This is a genomic window from uncultured Pontibacter sp., assembly GCF_947492645.1.
In the GTDB taxonomy this organism is placed as follows: Bacteria; Bacteroidota; Bacteroidia; order Cytophagales; family Hymenobacteraceae; genus Pontibacter.
This window is the reverse complement of record NZ_CANLMZ010000006.1, coordinates 24,775-49,631: the sequence shown is the minus strand read 5'-3', so window position 1 is coordinate 49,631 and position 24,857 is coordinate 24,775. Positions and strand designations below refer to the sequence as shown.

The 24,857-nt window shown below is 47.1% G+C and carries 25 protein-coding genes; 15 read left to right on the top strand and 10 right to left on the bottom strand.

The genetic code is table 11. The annotated features are described in order from the left end of the window. Positions 1-35 precede the first annotated feature (35 nt). Together Q1A23_RS06720 and hslV are read right to left on the bottom strand one after the other, a co-directional pair. Positions 36-1,007, bottom strand: a complete 972-nt coding sequence (locus Q1A23_RS06720; RefSeq protein ID WP_299821313.1) for a deoxyhypusine synthase family protein — start codon at positions 1,005-1,007, stop codon at positions 36-38. A 237-nt stretch (positions 1,008-1,244) separates the two neighbouring features. After that, positions 1,245-1,787 (bottom strand): ATP-dependent protease subunit HslV, encoded by a 543-nt coding sequence (gene hslV / locus Q1A23_RS06715; protein ID WP_299821311.1) that lies wholly within the window; start codon positions 1,785-1,787, stop codon positions 1,245-1,247. Positions 1,788-2,074: 287 nt separating this feature from the next. On the opposite strand from hslV, the gene Q1A23_RS06710 reads away from it, so the two are divergent. From Q1A23_RS06710 to Q1A23_RS06685, 6 genes are all read left to right on the top strand, one after another. After that, on the top strand, positions 2,075-2,656 hold the full coding sequence (locus Q1A23_RS06710; protein ID WP_299821309.1) for a hypothetical protein: 582 nt from the start codon (positions 2,075-2,077) through the stop codon (positions 2,654-2,656). A 99-nt stretch (positions 2,657-2,755) separates the two neighbouring features. Next, positions 2,756-3,574: a metallophosphoesterase gene (locus Q1A23_RS06705; protein WP_299821307.1), complete on the top strand. Its 819-nt coding sequence runs from the start codon at positions 2,756-2,758 to the stop codon at positions 3,572-3,574. A 1-nt stretch (position 3,575) separates the two neighbouring features. Then, the gene (locus Q1A23_RS06700; protein ID WP_299821306.1) at positions 3,576-4,190 is read left to right on the top strand and encodes a hypothetical protein; all 615 of its coding nucleotides are present in this window, start codon (positions 3,576-3,578) and stop codon (positions 4,188-4,190) included. 123 nt (positions 4,191-4,313) lie between these two features. After that, a complete protein-coding gene (locus tag Q1A23_RS06695; RefSeq protein WP_299821304.1) occupies positions 4,314-4,955 on the top strand; it encodes a hypothetical protein in 642 nt (213 codons plus the stop codon). A gap of 39 nt (positions 4,956-4,994) precedes the next feature. Beyond that, on the top strand, positions 4,995-5,555 hold the full coding sequence (locus tag Q1A23_RS06690; protein ID WP_299821303.1) for a hypothetical protein: 561 nt from the start codon (positions 4,995-4,997) through the stop codon (positions 5,553-5,555). Positions 5,556-5,882: 327 nt separating this feature from the next. Then, positions 5,883-6,374: a DUF305 domain-containing protein gene (locus Q1A23_RS06685; protein WP_299821301.1), complete on the top strand. Its 492-nt coding sequence runs from the start codon at positions 5,883-5,885 to the stop codon at positions 6,372-6,374. Between the two features lie 252 nt (positions 6,375-6,626). Here Q1A23_RS06685 and Q1A23_RS06680 read toward each other — a convergent pair whose 3' ends face one another. Then, the gene (locus tag Q1A23_RS06680) at positions 6,627-8,321 is read right to left on the bottom strand and encodes a pyruvate dehydrogenase complex dihydrolipoamide acetyltransferase (protein ID WP_299821299.1); all 1,695 of its coding nucleotides are present in this window, start codon (positions 8,319-8,321) and stop codon (positions 6,627-6,629) included. An 86-nt stretch (positions 8,322-8,407) separates the two neighbouring features. Further along, positions 8,408-9,067 carry a histidine phosphatase family protein gene (locus tag Q1A23_RS06675; protein ID WP_299821297.1) on the bottom strand — a complete coding sequence of 220 codons (660 nt, stop codon included), beginning with the start codon at positions 9,065-9,067 and terminating at the stop codon, positions 8,408-8,410. Between the two features lie 59 nt (positions 9,068-9,126). Here Q1A23_RS06675 and Q1A23_RS06670 point away from each other — a divergent pair, with 59 nt between their 5' ends. From Q1A23_RS06670 to Q1A23_RS06635, 8 genes are all read left to right on the top strand, one after another. After that, positions 9,127-9,549: a hotdog fold thioesterase gene (locus Q1A23_RS06670; protein WP_299821295.1), complete on the top strand. Its 423-nt coding sequence runs from the start codon at positions 9,127-9,129 to the stop codon at positions 9,547-9,549. A 221-nt stretch (positions 9,550-9,770) separates the two neighbouring features. Continuing rightward, positions 9,771-10,949 carry a chorismate-binding protein gene (locus tag Q1A23_RS06665; protein WP_299821293.1) on the top strand — a complete coding sequence of 393 codons (1,179 nt, stop codon included), beginning with the start codon at positions 9,771-9,773 and terminating at the stop codon, positions 10,947-10,949. A gap of 128 nt (positions 10,950-11,077) precedes the next feature. Continuing rightward, the gene (gene menD / locus Q1A23_RS06660; RefSeq protein WP_299821291.1) at positions 11,078-12,778 is read left to right on the top strand and encodes a 2-succinyl-5-enolpyruvyl-6-hydroxy-3-cyclohexene-1-carboxylic-acid synthase; all 1,701 of its coding nucleotides are present in this window, start codon (positions 11,078-11,080) and stop codon (positions 12,776-12,778) included. A 331-nt stretch (positions 12,779-13,109) separates the two neighbouring features. Then, positions 13,110-13,565: a DoxX family protein gene (locus Q1A23_RS06655; protein ID WP_299821289.1), complete on the top strand. Its 456-nt coding sequence runs from the start codon at positions 13,110-13,112 to the stop codon at positions 13,563-13,565. Positions 13,566-13,817: 252 nt separating this feature from the next. After that, positions 13,818-14,930 carry an AMP-binding protein gene (locus Q1A23_RS06650; protein ID WP_299821287.1) on the top strand — a complete coding sequence of 371 codons (1,113 nt, stop codon included), beginning with the start codon at positions 13,818-13,820 and terminating at the stop codon, positions 14,928-14,930. Between the two features lie 61 nt (positions 14,931-14,991). Next, positions 14,992-15,855: a gluconolaconase gene (locus Q1A23_RS06645; RefSeq protein WP_299821285.1), complete on the top strand. Its 864-nt coding sequence runs from the start codon at positions 14,992-14,994 to the stop codon at positions 15,853-15,855. Positions 15,856-15,942: 87 nt separating this feature from the next. Beyond that, positions 15,943-16,869 (top strand): DUF1835 domain-containing protein, encoded by a 927-nt coding sequence (locus Q1A23_RS06640; RefSeq protein WP_299821283.1) that lies wholly within the window; start codon positions 15,943-15,945, stop codon positions 16,867-16,869. A 47-nt stretch (positions 16,870-16,916) separates the two neighbouring features. After that, positions 16,917-17,324 carry a hypothetical protein gene (locus Q1A23_RS06635; RefSeq protein WP_299821281.1) on the top strand — a complete coding sequence of 136 codons (408 nt, stop codon included), beginning with the start codon at positions 16,917-16,919 and terminating at the stop codon, positions 17,322-17,324. Positions 17,325-17,406: 82 nt separating this feature from the next. On the opposite strand, the gene hutG is transcribed toward Q1A23_RS06635, so the two are convergent. From hutG to hutU, 3 genes are all read right to left on the bottom strand, one after another. After that, positions 17,407-18,381 (bottom strand): formimidoylglutamase, encoded by a 975-nt coding sequence (gene hutG, locus Q1A23_RS06630; RefSeq protein ID WP_299821279.1) that lies wholly within the window; start codon positions 18,379-18,381, stop codon positions 17,407-17,409. A gap of 23 nt (positions 18,382-18,404) precedes the next feature. Continuing rightward, positions 18,405-19,652: an imidazolonepropionase gene (gene hutI, locus Q1A23_RS06625; RefSeq protein WP_299821277.1), complete on the bottom strand. Its 1,248-nt coding sequence runs from the start codon at positions 19,650-19,652 to the stop codon at positions 18,405-18,407. An 82-nt stretch (positions 19,653-19,734) separates the two neighbouring features. Beyond that, on the bottom strand, positions 19,735-21,447 hold the full coding sequence (gene hutU / locus Q1A23_RS06620) for a urocanate hydratase (protein ID WP_299821275.1): 1,713 nt from the start codon (positions 21,445-21,447) through the stop codon (positions 19,735-19,737). Between the two features lie 124 nt (positions 21,448-21,571). Here hutU and Q1A23_RS06615 point away from each other — a divergent pair, with 124 nt between their 5' ends. Further along, complete coding sequence (locus Q1A23_RS06615) at positions 21,572-22,195, top strand: class I SAM-dependent methyltransferase (protein ID WP_299821273.1); 624 nt, start codon at positions 21,572-21,574, stop codon at positions 22,193-22,195. 62 nt (positions 22,196-22,257) lie between these two features. On the opposite strand, the gene Q1A23_RS06610 is transcribed toward Q1A23_RS06615, so the two are convergent. From Q1A23_RS06610 to Q1A23_RS06600, 3 genes are all read right to left on the bottom strand, one after another. Further along, on the bottom strand, positions 22,258-23,304 hold the full coding sequence (locus tag Q1A23_RS06610; RefSeq protein WP_299821271.1) for an NAD(P)-dependent alcohol dehydrogenase: 1,047 nt from the start codon (positions 23,302-23,304) through the stop codon (positions 22,258-22,260). 62 nt (positions 23,305-23,366) lie between these two features. After that, positions 23,367-24,284, bottom strand: coding sequence for an SMP-30/gluconolactonase/LRE family protein (locus Q1A23_RS06605; protein WP_299821269.1), 918 nt, complete (start codon positions 24,282-24,284; stop codon positions 23,367-23,369). A 3-nt stretch (positions 24,285-24,287) separates the two neighbouring features. Beyond that, complete coding sequence (locus Q1A23_RS06600) at positions 24,288-24,743, bottom strand: c-type cytochrome (protein ID WP_299821267.1); 456 nt, start codon at positions 24,741-24,743, stop codon at positions 24,288-24,290. Positions 24,744-24,857 lie beyond the last annotated feature (114 nt).

Below are 24,857 nucleotides of genomic sequence, written 5' to 3'. Positions count from 1 at the left end.
ACCGGGCTTTTGATTTATACTTTATACTTTCCGAATTACATATCCAGCACAATCGCGAAGATAAGCGGAGCCACAATTGTGGCATCTGATTCGATCATATACTTTGGAGTTTCTTTGCCAAGCTTACCCCACGTAATTTTCTCGTTTGGCACAGCACCGGAGTAAGAACCGTAGCTGGTAGTAGAATCGGAAATCTGTGCGAAGTAGCCCCAAAGCGGAACACCATCACGCTGCAAATCCTGGTGCAGCATTGGCACTACGCAAATCGGGAAATCGCCGGCAATACCACCGCCAATCTGGAAGAAACCTATGGTAGATTCTTCTTTAGCAGTTTGCGTATACCAGTCGGCCAGCTCCATCATGTATTGTATACCGGTTTTCATGGTATGCACATTTTTAATGTCGCCGCTGATAACGTGGCCTGCATAGATGTTACCTAGCGTAGAGTCTTCCCAGCCCGGGCAGATGATAGGAAGGTTCTTTTTTGCGGCCTCCAGCATCCAGCTGTTCTTCGGGTCAATCTGGTAATACTGCTCCAGTTCTCCGGATAACAGAATCTGGTAGAAAAACTCGTGCGGAAAGTATGCCTCCCCTGCTTTATCAGCCTTCTCCCAGTATTTTAATACAACATGCTCTAAACGGCGCATAGCTTCCTCTTCCGGAATACAAGTATCGGTAACGCGGTTCAGGTGGCGGCTAAGCAGCTCCTCTTCGTCTGCGGCAGAAAGCTCACGGTAGTGCGGCACGCGCTCATAAAAGTCGTGGGCTACCAGGTTAAAGATGTCCTCTTCCAGGTTAGCACCTGTACAAGAAATTGCGTGGATCTTGTCCTGGCGGATCATCTCGGCCAAAATAATACCCAGCTCTGCCGTAGACATGGCACCAGCCAATGTAACCAGCATTTTACCACCATTGTTCAGGTGTGTTTTGTATCCTTCGGCGGCATCAATCAACGATGCAGCGTTAAAGTGCTTGTAGTGTTTTTTTAAGAAATTTGATACTTCCATTTTGATTAGCTTTAAGCACCCTAAAATTGGGCGTCTTGATTCTGCAAGTTATAAATTTATCTCTGATTTATACTTTACGAACTATATACTACAGCTGTTCGAACACCGTAAAATGCAGGTGGAATTAAGTAGCCAAGCTAAGGTCCTCCAGTTTCAGAAACCAAATATAATCGGGTGCAATAAAATCCATTCTCAGAACCTGAAAAAAGATAATTACCAACACACGTTTCAGTAGCTTTAACTAGCTGGTTTCTCTATTATCAGGTTATGATTGGTGTAGATGCATATGTCGGCTGCAATGGTCAGGGCCTCGCGCACCATCTCTTCTGCAGATAAGTGCGGCGCGTGCTTTTTAAGTGCCAAAGCGGCAGCATGCGCATACATACTTCCTGAACCGATAGCTGCAATCTGGTTGTCCGGCTCCAGCACATCGCCTGTACCTGAAATAATCAGCAGTTCATCTTTATTAGCCACCACCATCATGGCTTCCAGTTTGCGCAGGTACTGGTCTTTGCGCCAGTCCTTGGCAAGCTCTATGGCAGCGCGCTTCATGTTGCTCTGGTAGGTGTTCAGTTTCTCCTCAAAGCGCTCCAGCAGCGTAAAAGCATCGGCAGTAGAACCGGCAAAGCCTGTTACGATTTTACCATCCAGCAGCTTACGGATTTTTTTAACGTTGCTTTTAGCTATATGCTTGTCCATGGTAGCCTGTCCGTCGGCACCTAAAGCCACTTCGCCGTTATGGTAAATTCCGCAAACGGTGGTCGATCTTATTTTTGTCATCTTTTTATACTTGGTCAGGTTTAACATACGCAGCTGCGGCCATACTTGCTGCAATTGCTAGTTGTAAAGCTAAGCACTCTTCAAACAAAAAGCCAAAGCCATACTTTGCGCCAAATTGTCCGGTAAGGACTGCAACGGTTTAAAATAAAAGAGGGCTTACAGAGATATTCGCAATTATATGCTCAGCAAAGTGGAATATATGATCAATACCTAAAAGTGAAAATATTTTATAGATGAATGCAACATTTGCCATTTAATCTGCATCTTAGTATAGAAATCCTGATGTTATGAAAACGCCGGCCTATACTTTTAAAATGCTGCTGATGCTGCTAGCTGTAACTGTTGCCTGTAAAAAAGACACCGTGCATGTGTCTGCCTATACCCAGGAGTGGCTGCAGACAAAAACAGATACGAAGTTATACTTTACCAGCCATACCGGAGAAAAGGAAGAGCTAACGATTAAGGTGCAAAAGGACACCCGGACTTACTCCGGCAAATTCGGTGCAAACAAATCGGAATATTACTGGTTAACCTACACCGGGCTGCAAAGCGACCTGGGGCTTATCGTGGTGGCCGAGCAGGATTACCTCGACATTAGAAACATTGGCCAACCAGACTTCAACGCTTATTTTGCAACGTTGATTACAGCAAAAAATCAAGCTGATGAGCAGGTTATGGCCCGCGAGGTAGAGGCCGAACTCATAAACAACCTCGACCTGAACGGCACCCAGTACGAAAGAGTGTTTCGCGTTAAATTTAACCTGCCTCCCCACAGGCCAGACAAAATACACGAGATTTACTATGCCAAAAAGCACGGCTTGGTATACTTCCAAACTATTGACGGGCAGTATTGGAGCATCGATAAATAAAGTTGCACCGGCTTAAAAGTAGAAGCGCCATGGCGGAAGCCGTGCCCGAAAATCGTACCTTTACGCGATTAAATTTGGTTGCATTACCAGTTACTTACTATGCAAAAAACCTTTAAATTACTTTTAGTTATACTTACATACTTCAGCGCCTCTTCCTGCGACGATCTTTTTGAATACCACCCTAACCAGATACGCCTCGATAGCGACGAACGTAACTTAACGGCTACTAACCTGGAGCGCCTGCAAAAGCAGCAACCCGGCGATACCCTGCGCTTAATCGTGATGGGCGATACACAGCGCTTTTATGACGATGCGGTAGACTTTGTAAAGTCTGCCAACAGCAGGTTTCAAGACATTGATTTTGTGATACACCAGGGCGATATCTCCGACTTTGGCATGACACAGGAGCACAAATGGGTGCAGGACATTTTAAAAGACTTGAAATGGCCGTATCTGACGGTAGTTGGCAACCACGACCTGCTGGCCAACGGCAGCAAAGTATACCAGCAAATGTATGGCCCCCTGAATTACTCCTTTACCTATGGCCACACCAAATTTGTAATGGTTGATACCAACGGCCGCGAGTACAGCTTTAACGGGAAAGTACCCGACATTAACTGGCTTGCCAAAGAACTCGCGCCACAGCAGGGCGAAGTATGGCAGCAGGCCATTGTGGTATCGCATGTGCCACCTTACGATGCAGACTTCGATCGTAAACTGGAGGCCTCCTACCACCATGCATTAGCTCAAAGCAATATGGTAAGCCTGAGCCTGTTCGGCCACATCCACAACTGGAACACGGATTATCTGTACGATAACAAGATACTTTACCACGGCACCACCACCGTTAAAAACCGCGGATTCACATATTTAAAAGTATGGGAAGGTGGTTACGACATAAGGAGAATCGCCTACTAGCATGAAGCAACTTTATACCTTTATACTTGCTCTTGCTGTGATCGCAGCTTTACGTTTACCTGCACATGCACAGCAACCTGCCCCGGATTCCGCCGCACAGGACTCTCCTATTGCTTCTCCGTACCACGTAAAGGCGCAGTTTGCGGGGGGCATCGGTTTCTTATCGGCTGGCGTGGGGCGATCTTTTTTCAAAGATAGACTCGAGACAGACCTCTTCCTGGGCTACTTGCCAGAAAGCATTGGCGGCGACAGAATTACGACCACGGCTATCAAAATAACTTACGTTCCAGTTAAAGCGCTAAAGTATAAAGCCATAAGCTGGCAGCCACTAAGAACAGGCATACAGGTAAGTTATACTTTCGGAGACGAATATTTTGCCTTTGAGCCACATGATAAATACCCAAAAAGCTATTACGGCTTCTCTACTGCCCTGCACGGAAGTATACTTTTAGGCGGTCAGGTTGATTTTGCAAGGGTAAATAAACTAAACAGATTTGCCGCATACTACGAGTTTGGCTCTAGCGTGGAGTACATTATCTCGTATGTGCAGAACCCAAAGTACCTTGGCCCCGGCAAGATCTTTAACCTGGCGCTAGGGGTTAGAATGAAACTCTAACATTGGTAGTTTCTAGGTTACTTTCTATATTTAATATAAAGGCTACTCCGTTTAGCCGCTGGTTTATAGTGGTAAACGTAAGAGAGTTCTGTTTGTATGTTAGTTGGCAGTAATTTCTAATTAATGAAAAAAGCATTCTCCATTGTTTTTATACTACTGTTCTTTGTGGTCAACGGAAATGCGGACTCTCCTCCCTCTTGGACTCCATATAAGGTAGAATCTGAAAATGGAGAGTACTTCTCTTGGGTGCGTTTCCGCGACAATGATACCACTAAATTACCTTGGGAACGGAAGTGGGTTTTAATTGTCTACACAAAAGATAGTACTGAGCTTTGGAAACAGCGAATAAGACCAATGGGGTATCCAGAAGGTAGATTGTCTACTGATGGTATGTACTTCTCCTATGTCAACTACTGGTACTATTCTGAATCTCCCATAGTTGAAGTATATAGAAAAGAAAAAAAGCCAATCACAATAACAGGCGATAAGTTTAATATACCCACGCAATATCTTCAACAGACTTCATCCCACCAATTGTGGTTAGCAGACAAAGGTTACCATTACGCAACCGGAACTGAGCAGCAGCTAATCATTAACACAAGGGACTTTAATACTTGGTTAATAAATTTGGAAACAGGAGAAGTACATGTTGAAGGTATGAATTGGAATTATGTTTATGCCTTTCTCATTTCATCTATTATCATTACTTTGTTGTATATTTTATTTAGGAAAAGAAGTAGAATTACTTTCGCCAACAAACACTAAAGTGTGCTTTAGCCTGTACGAGGCATTGAGAATAATAAATTGATTAGGGTTAAGATGGGCTCAAATAAATGGTTAGCCTCGGTTATTGCTACACTAATAGCCATTTTCACCAGTTGGGGTGTTGGTGAGATGTTTTCTTATAGAAGCTTTGTATTTGCTTGGAGTCTTAATTTCATACTAATGAGTTGGTATACTTACCTGGCCTCACAGGTAAATCTAAAACTCGATTCAGATTATTTCGAACCTAATCCATTTGAAAGAAATGGGAGCATTTATAAATATTTAGGCGTTCATGCCTACAGAAAAATACTCGTGTGGATTGGATGGGAAAAAATTAATAAAAAGAAAAACCCTATAAAAAACAGCCTGCTTTCACTAAAAGCAAATGAGTATAATACTCGAGCATCTGAACTAGGACATACGATTATAGCTTTAATTGTTTTCGCAGTAGCTATCGTAGTTTCAAGCTCATCAGGTGAGGCTAAATGGCTTATCATCACCAACCTATTCTTAAATATATACCCGATAATGGTTCAACGCTTTAACAGACCAAGATACAGCAGGATTATTAGGTTGAGAGGAAATATTAACGTAAGCTAAGTAGATATACCATATTTCCTTTTAAGAACACTACCTGCAACCACATCTGAACTTTAGCTACGCCACCACAACTTAGCCAAGTCCGCAGTACGACACAAACAACATAAAATGTGTATGAATCAAATAATCCACATCTCAAGCCTCATCTTTCCCCAGCCATTGTTCGTGTTATCATTAACAATCTAAATAATAAAAGCTAATTCATGCTGATGAGAGCACGCAGCAAGGGCGGGTGAAATTGAGACTAATAACCGTGTTTATACCTTATCCGTTCGCTATCTGTAAACAAGTTAAATACAGAATTCCGACACTTTAATAAAAATCAGAATGGAGAATAAGCACGGAATGACACAAAATGAAGAAAGTAAAAGCCATTACACAAAGTTTGTGTTGATGTTACTTTGCTCGTTTATAGCAATGTACATAACCATGTACTTAAATACGTACGAAATAGACCATGTGTACTTCAGCCTCACACGATTTTACATGGCTTGCCTTGGTATAGCTGCAATGGCAGTAATAATGCTATTGTTTATGCAACACATGTATAAGAACAAAAAGAAAAATATTGCCATACTCTTAGGTAGCTTAATTCTATTTGTGAGCGCTTTAACTCTGGCAAGAACACAAATTCCAGTTGGTGATGTGCTGTATATGAAAGCGATGATTCCGCACCACTCCATAGCTATACTTACAAGTAAAAGGGCGAATATAAAAGACCCTGAAGTACGAAAACTGGCAGATGACATTATAAAAGCGCAGGAAAAGGAAATTGCAAAAATGAAAGCACACATCAAGAGGTTGCAGTCAGATAAATAATTTCCGGAAAAGGGATGCTGGATTTGAGTATATGAGAACAACTGGCTCTATCGCAGAAATAGAGTGTCGGCAGGTAGCATTTAAAGTATAAAAATCATTTCCAACAAGTGTTACCCCTAGCTTCACTCCTTCTACATCAAAAATAACCCAGAAACAAAAACGCCTCTCCGTTCCCGTAGAGGCGTTTTCATGTTAGTTCTATTTTCCCAAAGGTCTATTGTCCTTTGTCAAAAAAATCTTTTGTCCAGAATCTTACACCAGTATTCGCACCGGGTTCTCCAGCAGGTTCTTAAACGTTTGCAGGAAAGCAGAACCAACGGCTCCGTCTACCACGCGGTGGTCGCAGCTTAGCGTTACCTTCATCACGTTGCCAATCTGGATGTTGCCGTTCTTCACTACAGGAATCTGCTTAATGCCACCAACTGCCATAATACACGCATCCGGCGGGTTGATGATGGCAGTAAACTCCTCGATGCCGAACATGCCCAGGTTAGAGATAGTAAACGTGTTACCTTCCCAGTCTGATGGCTGTAGCTTTTTGCTCTTGGCTTTGCCACCAAGGTCTTTCACCTCCGCTGCAATAGCAGATAGCGATTTATAATCAGCGTTGCGAACAACAGGTACCAACAGGCCTTCTTCTACCGCTACGGCCACACCAATGTTAATGTGCTTGTTGTAACGGATCTTATCGCCCAGCCATGAGGAGTTAACCGCAGGGTGCTGGCGAAGTGCAGCAGCAGCAGCTTTAATCACCAGGTCGTTAAACGATACTTTAACCGGAGATACTTCATTTATACTTACACGCGCCTCCATAGCCTTGTCCATGTCAATTTCCATGGTCAGGTAGAAGTGCGGAGCAGAGAATTTGCTTTCGGCAAGGCGGCGGGCAATTACCTTACGCATCTGCGATACGGCTACCTCTTCGTAAGAGTCGGCAGGAGCGCCTGGTATGGCCTGTGCAGCAGTTGGTGCAGCCTGAGGGGCAGCAGCCTGCTGTGGTGCGGCAGATGGCTTAAAGTTCTCGATGTCGCGCTGTACGATGCGGCCACCTTCGCCGGTACCTTTTACCTGGCTCAGGTTTATGCCTTTCTCGCTTGCCATTTTCTTAGCCAGCGGAGAAGCCTTTATGCGGCCATTGCTTTCGGTAGCGCCTGTTTCAGCACTTGTATCCGTTACTTTGGTTTCTTCTACTTTTTCAGCGGTCACTTCATCAACGCCGGCTTCAATAGCCTCATCTGTCTGTGCGTTTTCCTGGCGTTCCTGCTTATCATCAGAGCCTTCCGCATCTAATAGCGCCTTGTAGTCAGCACCTTCTTCACCTATAATGGCAATCACAGCGTCAATGGCAACAGAGTCGCCTTCGTTTACACCTGTGTAAAGCAGCGTACCGTCTTCGTAAGACTCCAGCTCCATCGTTGCCTTGTCTGTCTCTACTTCGGCCAGCACGTCGCCTGATTTTACTTTATCGCCTACTTTCTTCAGCCAGCTAACAAGCACACCCTCTGTCATGGTATCGCTCATCTTAGGCATACGGATAACGTTAGCCTTGATATTGCTGGTATCTACAGTAGTTTTAGCAGGGGCATCTGCTTTAGCGGCAGCAGGCTTTGCTTCTTCTTTATTTTCTTCTTTGGCGGTTGGTTTCTCTTCTTTAGCAGCAGGAGCACCGCCACCTTTTATCTCGTTTAGAAGGCCGGAGATATCCTCGCCTTCCTTACCGATAATGGCAATAACAGCATCTATAGGCACAGAGTCGCCTTTTTTAGGACCGATGTAAAGAAGCGTGCCATCCTCGTAAGACTCCAGTTCCATGGTTGCCTTATCGGTTTCCACTTCGGCCAGTATGTCGCCCGAACTTATTTTATCACCCTCTTTTTTCAGCCAAGATGCAATCACCCCCTCTGTCATCGTGTCGCTCATCTTAGGCATCTTTATTACTTCAGCCATATATCGTGTTGTTTAGTCGCCTAATTAGGTAAATTCTTATCCGCCCAAAATTAGATTTAAAAATATTTTATTCAAACTATATGAGGCTAATTTGTTCGGATCTGCTGAAAGCGGTCTGGTTCTGTCGCGTTTTCTTTCAGGTGCGATACGTCGCAATACTTCTTTACGGTAAACATGCTACCTGTATAGTCTAATTGGTACAGGCACAGGTTCTGGTGCAGAAACTGGTCCATGCAACGCAGCGGGTAATGCAGCAAGTTACTTAAAAGTATGCGCATGGCGCGCCCATGCATGCAAATTAGTATCGTTTCTTCTTCGGGGCGGCTCAGCATCAGGTCTACAAATGGTCTTTGGCGGGCCGTTACCAGCTCAGGGCTCTCCCCTCCTTCAATGCAAACGTGCGTGTCTCCGTTGTTCCAGGTTTGTAGAATATGAAAATAGTAAGCATCTTCCTCGGGTGTGATGCGCTGGCCTTCACGGTTGCCCCAGTTTATCTCGTTCAGGCCGGCATGTGGCTCATGCGGTATGCCCAGGTCTATAAAACCTTGCACCGACTGTATGCTGCGCTTCAGCGTGGAAGTGTATACTTTGTCAAAAGGTATAGCCTTATACTTCTGAAAGAACAAAGCCGCCTGTTGCTGCCCCGCCTGGTTCAGGTTAGAATCGATGCCGCTGCCCTGCACAATGCCTTGCTGGTTAAAGTCTGTTTGCCCGTGGCGGATGATGTATACTTTCTTAATACTCAAAATTCTTATACTTTTGCCTTCTTACTCTTTTAAAAATGCGAAATTAAAGATCGCTGCGTATGCACAAAAACTCTATTACGTTAGACACCCTGAATGAGTGGCGAAAAAATACCATGGTAGAGCACCTGGGTATAGAGCTGACTGAGTTTGGGGAAGGTTATATCTGCGGCAAAATGCCTGTAGACCACCGCACCCACCAGCCGATGGGCCTGCTGCACGGTGGCGCTTCTGTGGCCCTCGCCGAAACGCTGGCAAGTATAGGAGCCTTTATACACGTAGACCAAACAAAGAAAGCCTGTGTTGGTTTAGAGATTAATGCAAACCACGTCCGCAGCGTACGCGAAGGCTGGGTGTATGCCAGAGCCACGGCCCAGCATATTGGCAAAACCACGCAAGTATGGGAAACTAAAATCACCAACGAGGCCGGCGATACGGTTTGCATCAGCCGCATGACTGTTGCCGTGATCGATAAGATTGGTTGATGGTTGGTGAGGCAAAACTTTACATGATTTAATGTTGCGGTTTAGCTGAAACTCCGCAGGATCTGCATGATCACTTTGCCACTCCAACGATGGCATCTTCTGCTAATGCAGGGATGAACAGGTAGAAATCTCTTGTGCTGCATGTCTCTCTAAAAGGGGCAGGCAGAAGACAAGTCGGGAAAGAAGCAAAGCAGCACAGCATATACTTTAAGAGAATAACAATGGGTGGAGAAACCCCAAAGCATACTTTAGAAAATATATTCAGGACGGCCGTTGCGCAACACAAGGCGGTAGCCGCCTGGCGATTACCCTTGCAGCAGGAAGTGCAGGCCTGTGTATCGCTGCAGGAGGAGCTGGTAACAAATCAACCTAACCTGGAGCAAAGCCCATTCGGGTTCCTGTTTTGCCCCTTCCATAGTTCAGCGCAGGAGGAGCAGATCTTTATCAAGGGCGATGTGTACTTTAATAACACCACCGGTACTGTAACAACAAGTGCGGATGCCCCTGAAAATGAAGTTAAAGCTTTCCTGCAGGCTTTGCAAAGTATAAATTCGCACTATTCAGGCTGGTACAGTTCTGCAACAGATCAGGCCTCTTACCAAACTGAAACCGGTTTTAAAAATGCCGTAGAGAAAGCAGTAGCAGCCATAACAGCAGAAGCAATGGAGAAGGTAGTTCTATCCAGAAACTTCAGCCAACAATTGCCCGCCTCCTTCTCTCCTGTTGCTGCGTTTGAGGCCATGCTGCAAGCTTATCCCAATGCTTTTGTATCGCTGGTGTCGGTACCGGGGGTTGGCACCTGGATGGGTGCCTCGCCGGAGGTGCTGGTAAGTATAAACGAAGAACAGATCTTTAAAACTGTTGCCCTTGCCGGTACGCAGCCTGCCGTAGAAAACGTTGCCGACGCCATCTGGAGACAAAAGGAAATTGAGGAGCAGGGCATGGTGGAGCGCTATATTCTGAGTTGCTTTAAAAGCCTGCGCCTGCGCGAGTACACCGAGGTTGGCCCACGCACCGTAATTGCAGGAAATTTAATGCACTTGCGCACCGATTTCAAGGTAGACTTAAAAGAAATCGATTTCCCGACGCTTGGCACGGACATGCTCCAGTTGCTGCACCCAACCTCTGCCGTTTGCGGCCTGCCTAAAGCACCAGCCCTGCAATTTATACTTGACCATGAAGGCTACAACCGCAGTTATTACAGCGGCTACCTGGGGCCTGTAAATGGTGCTGAGGGCACGCATTTATTTGTAAACCTACGCTGCATGCAGGTGCGCGACCACGAAATTATACTTTATGCCGGTGCCGGCATTACCGCCGAATCAAACCCGGAAAAGGAATGGCAGGAAACCCAGCACAAAATGCAGACAATGCGAAGAATACTGGCTAAATTTGACTAAGCGATTGCGTGCATATTTGAATAATGATTCTGCTGCTTAGGCAAATGACAATAAGTATAGCAGCCAGATATTTCCTTTAGATTTACACGCATGCACTCAACTACTCATTTACTCATTGCAGAAAGACCATGATCATCCAACCTGTTGTAAACATCGCTGAAATTTGCTCTCAGAAAGGAGTTAAAAATGTAGTGTTATCACCAGGTTCGCGTTGTGCCCCGCTTACCATTGCCTTTGCCCGACACGGTGGTTTCAGCATCCGTACGGTAAGTGATGAACGTGCCGCCGCCTTTATGGCCCTGGGCATGGCGTTATCAACCGGAAAACCTACGGTGCTGGTGTGCACCTCCGGAACGGCTGCTTTAAATTATGCGCCCGCTGTTGCCGAGGCTTATTTCCAGCAGGTGCCGCTGCTTGTACTTACCGCAGACCGCCCTACCGAGTGGATAGACCAGTTGGACGGACAAACTATCCGGCAGGAAAACATTTACGGCAGGCACATCAAGCAAAGCTATACTTTCCCATCAGATTTTTCCCACCACGATGCAGTATGGCATAGCGAGCGTATCTTATCTGAAGCTTTGAACGAGGCAGTAGCATACCCGGCAGGGCCAGTACATGTTAATGTGCCGCTGCGAGAGCCCTTCTATCCGGCTCCGGGCGAAGAGGTAAGCTATAACGCCGGAGTAAAAGTGATTGAGGAAGATGCGCAGGAGTTTATACTTTCGCAGAACACCTCGCTTAAGCTGCAGGGCGAAATCTTAAAGTATAGCAGCGTACTGGTGGTGGCTGGCCAGAATAGCTACGATAATCAACTTCTGCAAAGCATTTATGCTTTTTCGCAGTCTACAGGTGCCGTTGTGGTGGCCGATACCATTAGCAATGTGCAGGAATTGCCCGCAGCAGTACGTTACCAGGATGTTTTCCTGGCCTGCCCTGATGAAGAAAAACTGAAGCAACTACAGCCAGACCTGCTCATTACATTCGGTAAATCGGTTATCTCTAAAAGCCTGAAGTTATACTTGCGCAAGTACAAACCGCAGGCCCATTGGCACATACAACCTTCCGGACAGGTAGCCGATACCTTTCAGGCACTTACAAAAATTATCCGGAGTAACCCCACCAGCTTTTTTTACGCCCTTGCCGGCAGCACCAAAACCAAAAGCAGCTTTACAAATGCCTGGTTAGGCATGAATGAAAAAGCAGCCAATTTTTTAGAAGGTTACACACAAAATGCCGTTTACAGCGAGTTAAGTGTAGTAGCCCGGGTAATGCAGCAGTTACCTGAAAACAGCAACCTGCACCTTGCTAATAGTATGGCGGTGCGCTATGCCAACATTATCGGCCTAAAAGCAAACCAGGAAGTAGAAGTTTTTGCCAACCGGGGCACCAGCGGCATCGATGGCAGCACCAGCACCGCTGTTGGGTGTGCCTTGTCTAATCCAAAACTAAACGTACTGCTTACCGGCGACATGGCCTTTTTCTACGATCGCAACGCGCTGTGGCACAATTACCTACCCAAGAACCTGCGCATTGTACTGTTAAACAACCACGCAGGCGGTATTTTCAGGTTGATAGAGGGACCTAAGCAACAGCCGGAACTTGAGCCATACTTCGAAACAAGACAAGCCCTCGATGCTGAAAACACAGCACGCGATTTCGGGATGCAGTACATTGCCGTACATGCACTAGAAGAATTAGAGAAAGCGCTGCCTTATTTCTTTTCATCTTCGTTTGGAGCAGGTATCCTCGAAATTTTTACCAGCAGCCCTGCCAACGGAGAAGAATTCAGCAAGTACAGGCAAGCAGTCAGAAGTATAGCTTTCTAATTCCCCTTTTAAGTTTTTGTACGCAACTCCCCAGGTTAAGGAGCTGTTTTGCCTTTTGCCCAAGTATAAGCCTGGGGCCTGGTGCTACACTCCCCTTTTATCGCGTAACTGATTGCCTCTACTAAGGTGGAGTGTACCTACATACTGCTGCGCTATGCCTAACAGATACGGAAGATGGCACGAAGTATAAAACTGGGTAGAAAAGAAAAGCCTGAAGCTACATAAGCTGTTAATTACCGCGCCAAGACTATTCTTTAAAAAGATGTCCTAATTATTCATAAAATCGTTTAACATAATGTAAATCAGTTGTGTAACCAAACAAATTATAGCCATGAACTTAACACACGACATGCACCGCGTTGAGCATTGGGCAGATACGCACCACCCTATTTGGGTAGATTTTCTGAGGGTTGGCCTTGGTATATTTCTGATGGTGAAAGGCATTATGTTTTTAGGCGACTCGGAGGCATTGTTTGCGATGCTTCGAAAAAGCGAGTTTCCGTGGGTATCTATTGGGCTGGCGCATTATGTTGGTTTTGCGCATTTAGTGGGCGGCTTTCTGATTGCCATCGGTATGATAACGCGCGTAGCTATACTTTTCCAGTTGCCAATCCTGCTGGGTGCAGTATTCTTTATCAACCCTGATCGTGGGTTTTATTCCGAGAACACCGAGCTTTGGTCGTCCATACTTGTACTCATCCTGCTGATAGTATTCTTTATCTTTGGATCAGGCAAGTTCTCAGTTGATCATCGCATTAAAAAATCTAAAAAGGATTGGCTATACTAGCACATAGCCAATTTAAAAGTATAAAAGCGGCAGAAAGTTCACAGGAAAAGTATGCACCTTCACTTCTGAACCAACCGGTGTTTTAGCTTTTTCCTGCTGCTACCGCACCACGACAGGTTAAAATATTTATTCTAAACGCGGCATTGTTTGTTTTACAGCATCTTCTCACCGATTTTTGCACCAGAACGTAATATTCTAATTTAACTGGAGTTTACCATTGCTTAAGCCTAAGCTATACTTTCTGGTGTACACATGAATGAAGATTTCCTGCTGCTGAACGGCAAAAAGTTCTACTACGACGAAATAGCCAATTATTCTTTCCGGAACAGCATTCCCCTGAACGGGTATGAGAGTAAAACCCTTGAATTTTGCCGTAGCTGGCTAAATGGTATCCAGGAGTTTCCGATTCAAACTTCAGGATCTACGGGCACTCCTAAAACCATTGTGCTAACACGCGCCCAGCTAGAGGCAAGTGCCCGCCGCACTATCAGCCTGCTTAACCTGCAGAAAAGCGATACAACATTAGTTTGTCTGAATACCGAGTACATAGCCGGCATGATGATGCTGGCACGTGGCTTTATGGCTGAACTGCAAATGGTGATCGTGGAGCCTATTGGCAACCCTATAAGTCTTGTTGGCCGCGAAGAGCAAATTGCCTTTGCCTCTTTTGTGCCGATGCAGCTACAAACTATCTTACAGGAAACACCTGAAGCGCTCCCGCAGTTAAATAACATGAAAGGCATCTTGGTTGGCGGTGCCCCCGTTAGCCCAACCCTGCAACGCGAGCTGCAACAAATAAAAGCCCCTGTTTACCATACCTACGGCATGACCGAAACGGCTTCGCATATTGCGCTGCGCCGCCTTAACGGCCCCGAAGCTGCCGAATATTACCAGGTACTACATAACATTGACATAGGCCTGGACAAACGCGGCTGCCTGACTATAAAAGGTGACATCACGAACAACGAACTACTTGTTACAAACGACATTGTTGAACTGCTTACCCATGATCGCTTTAAATGGATCGGGCGGGTGGATAACGTGATTAACTCGGGAGGTGTAAAAGTGCAGGTAGAGAAAGTAGAGCTGGCCATCGCCGAGGCGTTTGCTGACCTCACCGACTCGCCCCGCTTTTTTATCGCGCCGCAACCCGACGAACTGTTAGGCGAAAAGGTAGTGCTGGTACTAGAAGGAGACACTTTTACTCCTGAAAACGAAGAGATACTCATGGAGAGGCTCCGCAGCAAGCTTCGTAAATTCGAACTGCCAAAAGAACTGTACTACAGCCCGGCTTTTACAATGACGGCGACCGGAAAGCTGTCACGGCAGCGCACCCTCCAGAAACTGGGCTTGTTCACCGACTAAACAACGCTTGATAACAGCCAGCGCATACACCCGTACAACGTATAAATCAACAGAAACAACTATGCGATTTTTACTTACAAGTGTATTTTACGGATTTATAGCAATAGGCCTTGGCAGCTGCAGCGGCGGTTTATTTTCGTCAAAAGCACCTGTGCAGCTGCAAGAGGCATGGGCCACCGACAACACCCTGCGCACCCCTGAAGCGGCGCTGCACGACCCGGTGCGCAATACCATTTATGTAAGTAACATTAACGGTACAGCCGGATTAAAAAAAGATGGCGACGGGTTTATCTCCAGGTTATCCAACGATGGAAAAATTGAGGAGCTTTATTGGGTAACCGGCCTTAACGACCCCAAAGGAATGGCGCTGCATAACAACGTGCTGTATGTGTCGGATGTGGATGAGATTATTGCCATTGCAACACAGTCGGGAGCAATTTTGGGGCGTTACAAAGCCGATGATGCAAAGTTCCTGAACGATGTGGCTGTAGATGAAGCGGGCAATGTATATGTAACCGACTCGGAGCAGAAGCGAATTTACATGCTGCGCAACGGCCGCGTAACTACCTGGCTGGAGAAAATGCCTGCTGAAAGGCCAAATGGCATTTTTGTGGACGGCACCCGCATGGTGGTAGCTTTTAACGGCGAAGTGCGTTTTCTGGACCTTGAAACAAAGCGATGGACAAGCTGGAACGAAGGTATAAAAGCCGGAGACGGAATAGCCAAGGTAGATGACGGTTTCCTGATTTCGAGTTGGCACGGAGAAGTATACTTTGTGAACAACGAAGGCCGAAGCTGGCTACTGCTAGACACAAAAGACAAAAAAATAAACGCCGCAGACATTACCTACTCAGACCGTACAGGCTTGCTGTTGGTACCTACTTTTAACGATAACCGCGTAGTGGCTTACAGACTAAACCGCTAGGCTGCGCGTTAAATAAATAGAGAACTATAAGGAAAGGCAGCTGCACCACACGTGACGGCTGCCTTTCCTGCTTAAGACCACCATACTATGAAAAAACTGCCTACACTACACCTGATCAACGGCGATGCCTCTCTTGATGCCTTTGAAGCAGCTAACTTTCCGGGGCAGGTGCTTATCTGGCGCGAAGTCTTATCCGAGGGTCCTGTTATCGGCAGTTTACCTGAGCAGGCATTCTGGCAAAAGCGGCAGGAATACATAACAGCCGCCTACCACGAAAAACCGGAAGCATACCAGCAGAAAGTGCTGACAGAACTTGAAAAGCTGAACAATGCCCAATCTTTTTTTGAGGTTATACTTTGGTTTGATGCAGATTTGATGTGCCAGCTAAACCTGCTCTACCTCCTGCAGAAGCTGTCTAAAGTAAAGCCGGCTACTATCTCTGTATGCACTCCGGCAGGAAACAAGAACATAGGGTATTCAGGACCAAAAGAACTTCATGCTATATTTGAGAAAAGATTAGTAATAACTCCGGCGCATTTACGAGAGGCAGAAAGGATCTGGCAACTATATGCAGGGCCAGATCCGCTGCAGTTGCAGTTGTTTGTACGGCAAAATGAAATTTTACTGCCTAACCTGAAAGAAGCAATTTACCTGCACTTGCTGCGCTTCCCAAACTGCAAAACGGGCTTAAGTCAACCAGAAACATTGTTGCTCAAGATTATTGAGGAAGGTGCCCATACTTTACATGAGCTGGTGCAGCAGTTTTCTGAGCAGCAGCCTTCGTGGGGTTTTGGCGATGGACAATTAGAACGTATACTGCAGCACCTGCAACCTGCGCTGGTAAGCCCGCAGGAGCCCCTAAATCTAACCGAGAAAGGGCAACAGGTGCTGCAGGGTTTAGCCGTACACGTGCCAGCCCCTGCCTGGCTGGGTGGGGCCCATCTGCAGGCGCAACAGATGTGGTGCCACAATACACTCGAAAACAAACTGGAGGCAACTCAGAATCTGGCCTGAAATATGCATAGGCAGATGCTATACTTATACTTTAATTAGAAAGGAGAATGAAGATGATGAAAAAGTATGCTTCAGCGCTGATGCTTGGCTTGCCACTGGTTGCCCTGGGTTTTACATCGCAAGCGCAAAACACGAAGATACCGGCCCCGGCACAAGAACATATTCTCGTATCAGAGAACCCAACTGAAAACCGGAAAGAAACCCTTTCGGGCATTCATCTGCAGCCAGCGCAAAAGGGCACCTTTCTACTCGACTTTTCGCAGGAACTGGACGAGGACGCCACACTAGAGGTGAAGAACACCGCAGGCAGAACCGTATTTAAAAAGCCTGTTAGTATTACAGACAACAAGAAAGCCTGGCGCTATAACGTAGGCAAATTACCCTCCGATACTTACCTGGTTGAAGTTAAAACAAGCGACACCACCTACTGGACCAAATTTAAAGTAAGTAAATAAATTTAAAAGTCCGCCTCTCAGGTATACCCAAGAGGCGGACTTTTTTAGAAGTATAACGGCTCAACAAAAGTCACTTTTGACTTTATGCTTTACTCCAGTTACTTATTACCTGGTAAAGTATGGCCGCAGCTAGCTTGGCTGTTCTGTTGTCTATGTCGTAAGTGGGGTTTAACTCTGCTATATCGATACTTAAAAGTTTACCGCTCTGCACAATCGCTTTAAGTAGCGCTAACACTATTTCGGGTTGTAACCCTAAGGCATTTACAGCACTAACACCGGGCGCATACGCAGCGGCAAACACGTCCATATCCACAGTAAGATACACCTTGTCTGTTGTACTTAAAAAGTGGTTAAGCTCGCTTATAAGCTGTGCCAACTGGTGCAATTGCACTTCGCTTGCAAAAGTATACGCCACACCTAACTTATCTGCAGCCTCGAAAAGTATAGGCGTATTGCCATACTCCTGCAAGCCGATGACTTTATACTTAAACTCGTCTCCGTGTGCCGCTGCTCTGTCTGCAATCTGTAAAAACGGAGAGCCAGAACTAGGCTGCTGCGCATAGTTTCGTAAATCAAAATGAGCATCCAGGTTAAGGATACCTAACTTTCTGCCGGCAACAGCCTGCTCTAAACCCAGGTAATGCCCATAGGCTATCTCGTGGCCGCCTCCCAAAACCAAAGGCTTGTATCCTTGCTTAAGAAGTATGGCCACTTTTCTGCCTAACTGCTCCTGCGCCTCTTCCAGGTTCTGGTTTGTGCACAGCACATCGCCGGCATCAAAAAGCTGCACATGCTCCGGCAGGTGATAGGCAAAAGAGGCCATGGCACTCCGCAATGCCGCAGGCCCGGCCGCGGCCCCTACTCTGCCCATGTTCCGGCTTACGCCTTCGTCGCAGCAAAAACCTAAAAAGGCAAATGCTGTATGTTTGGCTGCTACAGCAGGTATGCCCTCTGTAAGGTTTAAAAACTGTATAGCCTGGTGCCAGCGTAAACCCAGCGCACCGTCTGCTGCATCTGTTCGGCCTGACCAGGCACTTTTTGTGGATGGTTTATACAAGGTTAATCAGGTTAGTTTAAGATTTATACTTCCTGGCCATTCTTCCATACTTTATGCGGCTTTAACTTACCCTGGAAGTACAGAATTTCTTTGTAATCTGCTGTCGGAAAAGCGATCATGTCGGCTGCAAAACCTTTGGCCAGTTGCCCTTTGTCCGGGAGGTTAAGCGCACGGGCAGCACGTGTGGTTATAGCAGCTAATGTTTCGGCTGTCGTCAGTTTTTCGGCTGCACCGAGCAAGGCAGCCTGCATCAGTAGGTCCCCCATCGGGGCAGATCCAGGGTTCCAGTCGGTGGCAATAGCCAGGCAAAGGCCACCGTCAAGCATTTTTCGGGCAGATGCATAGTGCATGCCTAACCCTAAGGACGCACCGGGCAATACAGTAGCAACCACACCTGCGTTGCGCAATAAATCAATCTCAGCGTCGCTGCTGGCTTCTAAATGGTCGGCACTAAGGGCACCTACTTCGGCTGCCACTCTACTGCCACCTGTGCTAAACTGGTCGGCGTGTACTGTCAGGTCAAACCCTGCTTTCTTTGCCTCCAGTAAATATTCAACTGATTCCTTTTCGGTAAAAGCGGTATCCTCAATAAAAATATCTACTCGGCTTGCCAGGTTCTTTTCTTTAATGGCTGGCAGCAACTCATCTAAAACGGTTCGCAGGTAAGCTTTGGAGTCGGTGAACTCCGGTGGACGCATGTGGGCTGCCAGGCAGGTAGGAACCAACTCCAAAGGGTGATGTTTATTTACTAATTGTATTGCCTCCAGCATTTTCAGCTCATCATCCACACTCAGGCCATACCCACTTTTTACCTCGCAGGTTGTTACCCCTTCCCGCAAGTGGCGGTCGCAGCGCTGCTTCAGTAACTCAACCAACTCTATTACTGTTGCTTCGCGAGTTTTTCGGACGCTGTCAAGTATACCGCCACCGCTGCGGGCAATTTCCAAGTATGATTTTCCGGCAACGCGCATCGCGTAATCGTTTGCCCTTGAGCCGGCAAAGCAAATATGCGTATGGGCATCGATCAAACCGGGCAGCAGCACCATCGGCTCCTCAAACGGTTCTACCGCATAATCATACTGCTCCGCCTCCTGCGATAAGCGAATGTAGTCATCTACCCTGATTATTTTACCGCCGCTAACTAAAACACCAGCATTCTCCAGCACCTGCAACGCTTCGTCGGCAATGGGGCCGGCATCTGGTAAGTCGGCCATGGTTAATATCTGCGAAAATGGGCCGTATAAAGTATGCGTTGCTACTGATGCTTCCATGGTTTTATGTCGTTGTTTTGGTACTGATGCTGGTTCTAGTAATTAAATTATGTGGAGATGTTAAACGCGGCGCAGGATTACCTTAAATTTTTAAGTCAAACTTCGCTGCGTTTTCCTGGGCTGTCTCATAGCCAGCATCTGCGTGGCGGAAGATTCCCATGGCAGGGTCGTTGTGCAGCACGCGGCTCAGGCAACGGTCAGCACGCTCGGTACCATCGGCAAGTATAACCATACCGGCATGCTGCGAATAACCAATGCCCACACCACCGCCGTGGTGGAACGATACCCAGGTTGCGCCACCCGCTGTGTTTGACATCAGGTTGAGCAATGGCCAGTCTGAAACAGCGTCCGAGCCATCCAGCATGCCTTCGGTTTCGCGGTACGGCGATGCAACTGAGCCACAATCCAGGTGGTCGCGGCCAATCACGATTGGAGCTTTCACTTTGCCATCACGCACCAGTTGGTTAAACATGAGCCCGGCTTTTTCGCGCTCGCCCATACCCAGCCAGCAAATACGGCACGGCAATCCCTGAAATGCAACTTTCTCCTCCGCCTCATCCAGCCACTTGATCATGTGCTCATTCTCCGGGAAAAGTTCTTTTAGGGCCGCATCAGTTACTTTGATGTCTTCGGGGTCGCCGGATAAAGCTGCCCAACGGAACGGGCCTTTGCCCTCACAGAAAAGCGGCCTCATGTACTCTGGCACAAAACCAGGGATATTGAAAGCATTTTTCTCACCGCCCTGCTGCGCGAACTCCCGCAGGTTGTTGCCATAGTCGAAGGTGCGGCTGCCACGGCGCTGCAGCTCCAGCATAAACCTAACATGGCGGGCCATACTTTTAAGGGAACGTGCTTTATACTCCTGCGGATCGCTTTCGCGTAGTGCTTTTGCTTCTTCGAGGGTCAGGCCATTTGGCACATAACCATTGATAGGGTCGTGCGCCGAAGTCTGGTCAGTTAATATTTCCGGGGTAATGTCGTCCTTGATAAGTTTTTCCAGCACATCGCCAATATCGCCAACCAAGCCAATCGATACTGCCTCTCCTTTTTCTTTAGCCTCTAATGCCCACCGCTTTGCTTCTTCGTAGTCGTAGGTCATTTTATCGATGTAGCGGGTTTCCAGGCGCTTTTTAATACGCTCCGGATCAACATCTACCCCCAGAAAAGTTGCGCCTGCGATAGTAGCTGCCAAAGGCTGCGCACCACCCATACCGCCAAGTCCGCCGGTTACAAGCAGTTTATGGCGCAGGTCTCCGTTGAAATGTATTCTGCCGCAGGCAGCAAAGGTTTCGTAAGTGCCTTGTAGTATGCCTTGCGTACCGATGTAGATCCAGCTGCCTGCCGTCATCTGCCCATACATCATCAGGCCACGCTCTCGCAGTTCGTTAAAATGCTCCCAGGTGGCCCAATGCGGCACCAGGTTCGAGTTGGCAATCAGTACGCGCGGGGCTTCGGCATGTGTTCTTACTTTACCAACCGGCTTACCCGACTGCACCAGCAAACTCTCGTCGTATTCCAGGTTAAGCAGCACCTCAATAATCTTCTGGGCATCGGCTACTGTGCGGGCGGCCTGCCCAATACCACCGTATACTACCAGGCGGCTTGGGTCTTCGGCAACTTCATCAGTCAGGTTGTTCAGGAACATGCGCAGGGCTGCCTCCGATTGCCAGTTCTTAGCGTTCAGTACCGGGCCGGTTGGGGGAATATAAGTTGGATGGTTTGCGTATTTTTGGATGAACTCGCTTACCGAAAGGCCGGAGCGTTGTATGGTTGCTGTTGCAGCAGATGTATTCATAGTTGTGTATTTATACTTTGGAAAAGACTCAATATGCAACAAAAATATAGAAAATGGCAGGAAAAGTATACTTAAATTCGTTTTCTGAACTTCTGGTTAACCTTGTACCTTACCCCATAAAACCATGTTCCATATACCCCTTACATCTCTTGCGGCGCACTTTGCCAATATAGACATCTACCTTTTTGACCAACTGCTGAAGGGCAGAATTGCAAAAGGAATGAAACTGCTAGATGCTGGCTGCGGCGGCGGCAGAAACATACAGTATCTGATGCAGGCAGGCGTAAAAGTATACGGTGCCGATACTTCTGAAAAAGCGATAGAAGATGTAAAACGCATGGCTGCTGCGTTAGCCCTTACCCTATCCGCCAAAAACTTTGTTGTCGCTGACCTGGAAAAGCTGCCGTTTGCCGATGCTGCCTTTGATGTAGTGCTTTGCAGCGCAGTACTCCATTTTGCAAGAGATGAAGCTCATTTTAAACGTATGACCCAGGAGTTGTGGCGCGTTTTAAAACCCGGAGGAATGCTTTTTTGCCGCCTTAGCACTACGATAGGCATGGAAGGCAAGCTACAGCAAGCCGGGCACAGAAAATACCAGATGCCCCATGGCCCTGTCTGGTTTTTGGCCGGTGAGGATTTATTGCAGGAACTGATCTTGGAGTGGCAGGCTGAGAAGCTGGAGCCTTTAAAAACAGTGCTGGTGGAGCAGGAAAGAAGTATGACAACGCTAGTTCTGCGGAAAGCTTGATTTGCGCGCGGTAGCCTTATAAATAAATGGCCTCTGCTACCAAAGCAGAGGCCATTTATACTTTACTTCAGACTCGACATGTCTATTACAAACCTATACTTCACATCGCCCTTCAGCATACGCTCATAGGCCTCGTTTATGTAATCTATTGGTATAACTTCCACATCTGATAAAATATTATGCGTGGCACAGTAATCCAGCATTTCCTGTGTTTCGGCTATACCGCCGATTAGGGAACCTACCAGGCGGCGGCGCTTGAACAATAAGTTGCCAGCCATAATCTCTGCCGGTGCCGGTGGTGCTCCCAGCAGAATCATGGTACCATCGCGCTTCAGCATCGACAAAAACTGGTTATAGTCGTGTGGTGCCGATACGGTGTTGATGATAAAATCGAAAGTGTTGGCCAGTTTCTTTAGTTGATCTGCATCGCGGGTATTGGCAAAGTTGTGGGCACCAAGTTCCTCGGCATCCTTGGCTTTTTCCGGAGACCTGCTGAGCATGGTAACATCGGCCCCTTTAGATGCTGCAATTTTTACAGCCATATGCCCCAGGCCGCCTAAGCCAACAATACCTACTTTGTGTCCTTTTCCTATTTTCCATTCTCTGATTGGTGAGTAGGTGGTAATACCGGCACAAAGCAAAGGTGCTACACGAGCCAGGTCCATGTTGTTCGGTACGCGCAGCACATACTGCTCATCAACAACAATATTGCTGGAGTAACCGCCTTGCGTTGGGGTGATGCCATCTTTACCCTGGCCACCGTAAGTTGCCACAAAGCCGTTTTCGCAATACTGCTCCAGCCCATCCTGGCAGCTAGGGCAATGGCGGCAGGAATCTACAAAGCAGCCCACACCTGCCAGGTCGCCCTCCCTGAATTTTTTGACGTTAGCGCCTACGCTTGTAATGCGCCCCACTATCTCGTGGCCAGGTACTGACGGATAAATGATTTCGCCCCACTCTCCTTTTACATGGTGCAGATCGGAGTGGCAGATTCCGCAGAACAGTATTTCAATCTTAACATCGTTTGGGCCTACCTCACGGCGCTCAAAACTAAATGGCCTCAGATCCGAAGTTGCATCGTAGGCAGCATATCCTTTCGTTTGTATCATAGTTTAGTTCGTGTGTAAAAGTATAAATTAATAGTCTTCTTAAGTTGATGGAAGTGCGGTCTCTATACAATTCCTGCATAGAACCCGGCTGGCACGCCATGCGCCCCGGGTCGGGCAGCGAACAAGCCTCCGCTTTCCGGACAATCCTTCAGTTCATCTTCAGATAACCCTTCGCGGGCTGTAGTAATATACAAAGTGCCCAGATCTTCGCCGCCAAAGGCACACGAAGTTGTTTGTTTTGTTGGCACTTTTACTTTTTGCAGTTGCTTGCCAGTAGCAGGGTCATACTTTGCCACAGCACCGCCGCCATGCAGAGCAACCCAGAGGTTACCATCCGCATCCAGGGTCATTCCGTCCGGCGATCCTTCTTCTTTTGGTATACTGATGATAACGCTTCTGTTGCTGATTTCCCCGGTTTCGACTTCGTAATCAAAAGCCTCTACCTGCTGCGTGCGGGTATCGGTAAAGTACATCGTTTTTTTATCCAGCGACCATACAATACCGTTAGCGATTGTGAGGTTATCCAGCATTTCTTTTACCTGCTTGTCTTTATCTAACCTATAAAGTTTAGCCGCACCTGCACGTGTATCCAGGGCCATGGTTCCAATCCAGAAACGTCCTGCAGGGTCGCATTTGCCATCATTGAAGCGAACGTCCGAGGCTAGTATGGGATTTGTGATAAAGGTTAAGGCACCTGTTTTGGTATCTATGTGGTGGATTCCGGTCTGCAAACCCACCAGAGCACCTCCTCCCGAAACAGGCACTACCGTTCCTATCCGCGCACCAACATCCAGCGAACTGTTTTCACTTGTCTGGGGTTTGTAGAAGTGCAGCTTTTTGCCTTCAATATCCACCCAATAGAGGCATTGCTCAGCCGGGTGCCATAAGGCTCCCTCCCCAAGTATAGCTTTTGCATCAAACACTAAGGTAGCTTCTACAAGCTCGTCCTGCGGCAAGCTTTTATCTTCAGGTGTGGGCACTTGTTATTTTTTTAAAGACATAACATAGCGTGCCATTTCTCTGGCATCTTCTTTACTTATATTCGGGTGCGGCGTCATGGGTATCTGGCCCCAAACACCCGAGCCGCCTTCAATTATTTTACCGGCCAGGTAATCAATGTTCTTGTCGTTTGCCTCATACTTGTTTGCCACATCCACATACGATGGGCCTACTAATTTTTCGTCTTCCCGATGGCAAGCAAGGCAGTCGGACAACGCAACAAGTTTTGCCCCTTTCGCAAATTCATTGGCCTCTCCGGCTTCGGCGGCACCACCCGTTGCATCGGCCCCTGTTTTAGTTTGCGCCACAGGCCCGGTTACTCTTTGCCGGGTGGTATCAGGCTGGTAATCGCTTTCATAATATTTTTCATACTCAGATTTTTCGCCACCGCAGGCTACTAAAAGTAAACCAAGGCCTAATACTGAAATCGCGTTTTTCATGGTATCTATGTTGTTGTTTAAGGTTTTTGTTATACGGGAAGTTTGCCGCTTATGTGTTATTATACTTTGAATTTTGGTCTGGCTAGTGTAGTGCTCCTGCAGGTTAGGGCTAAT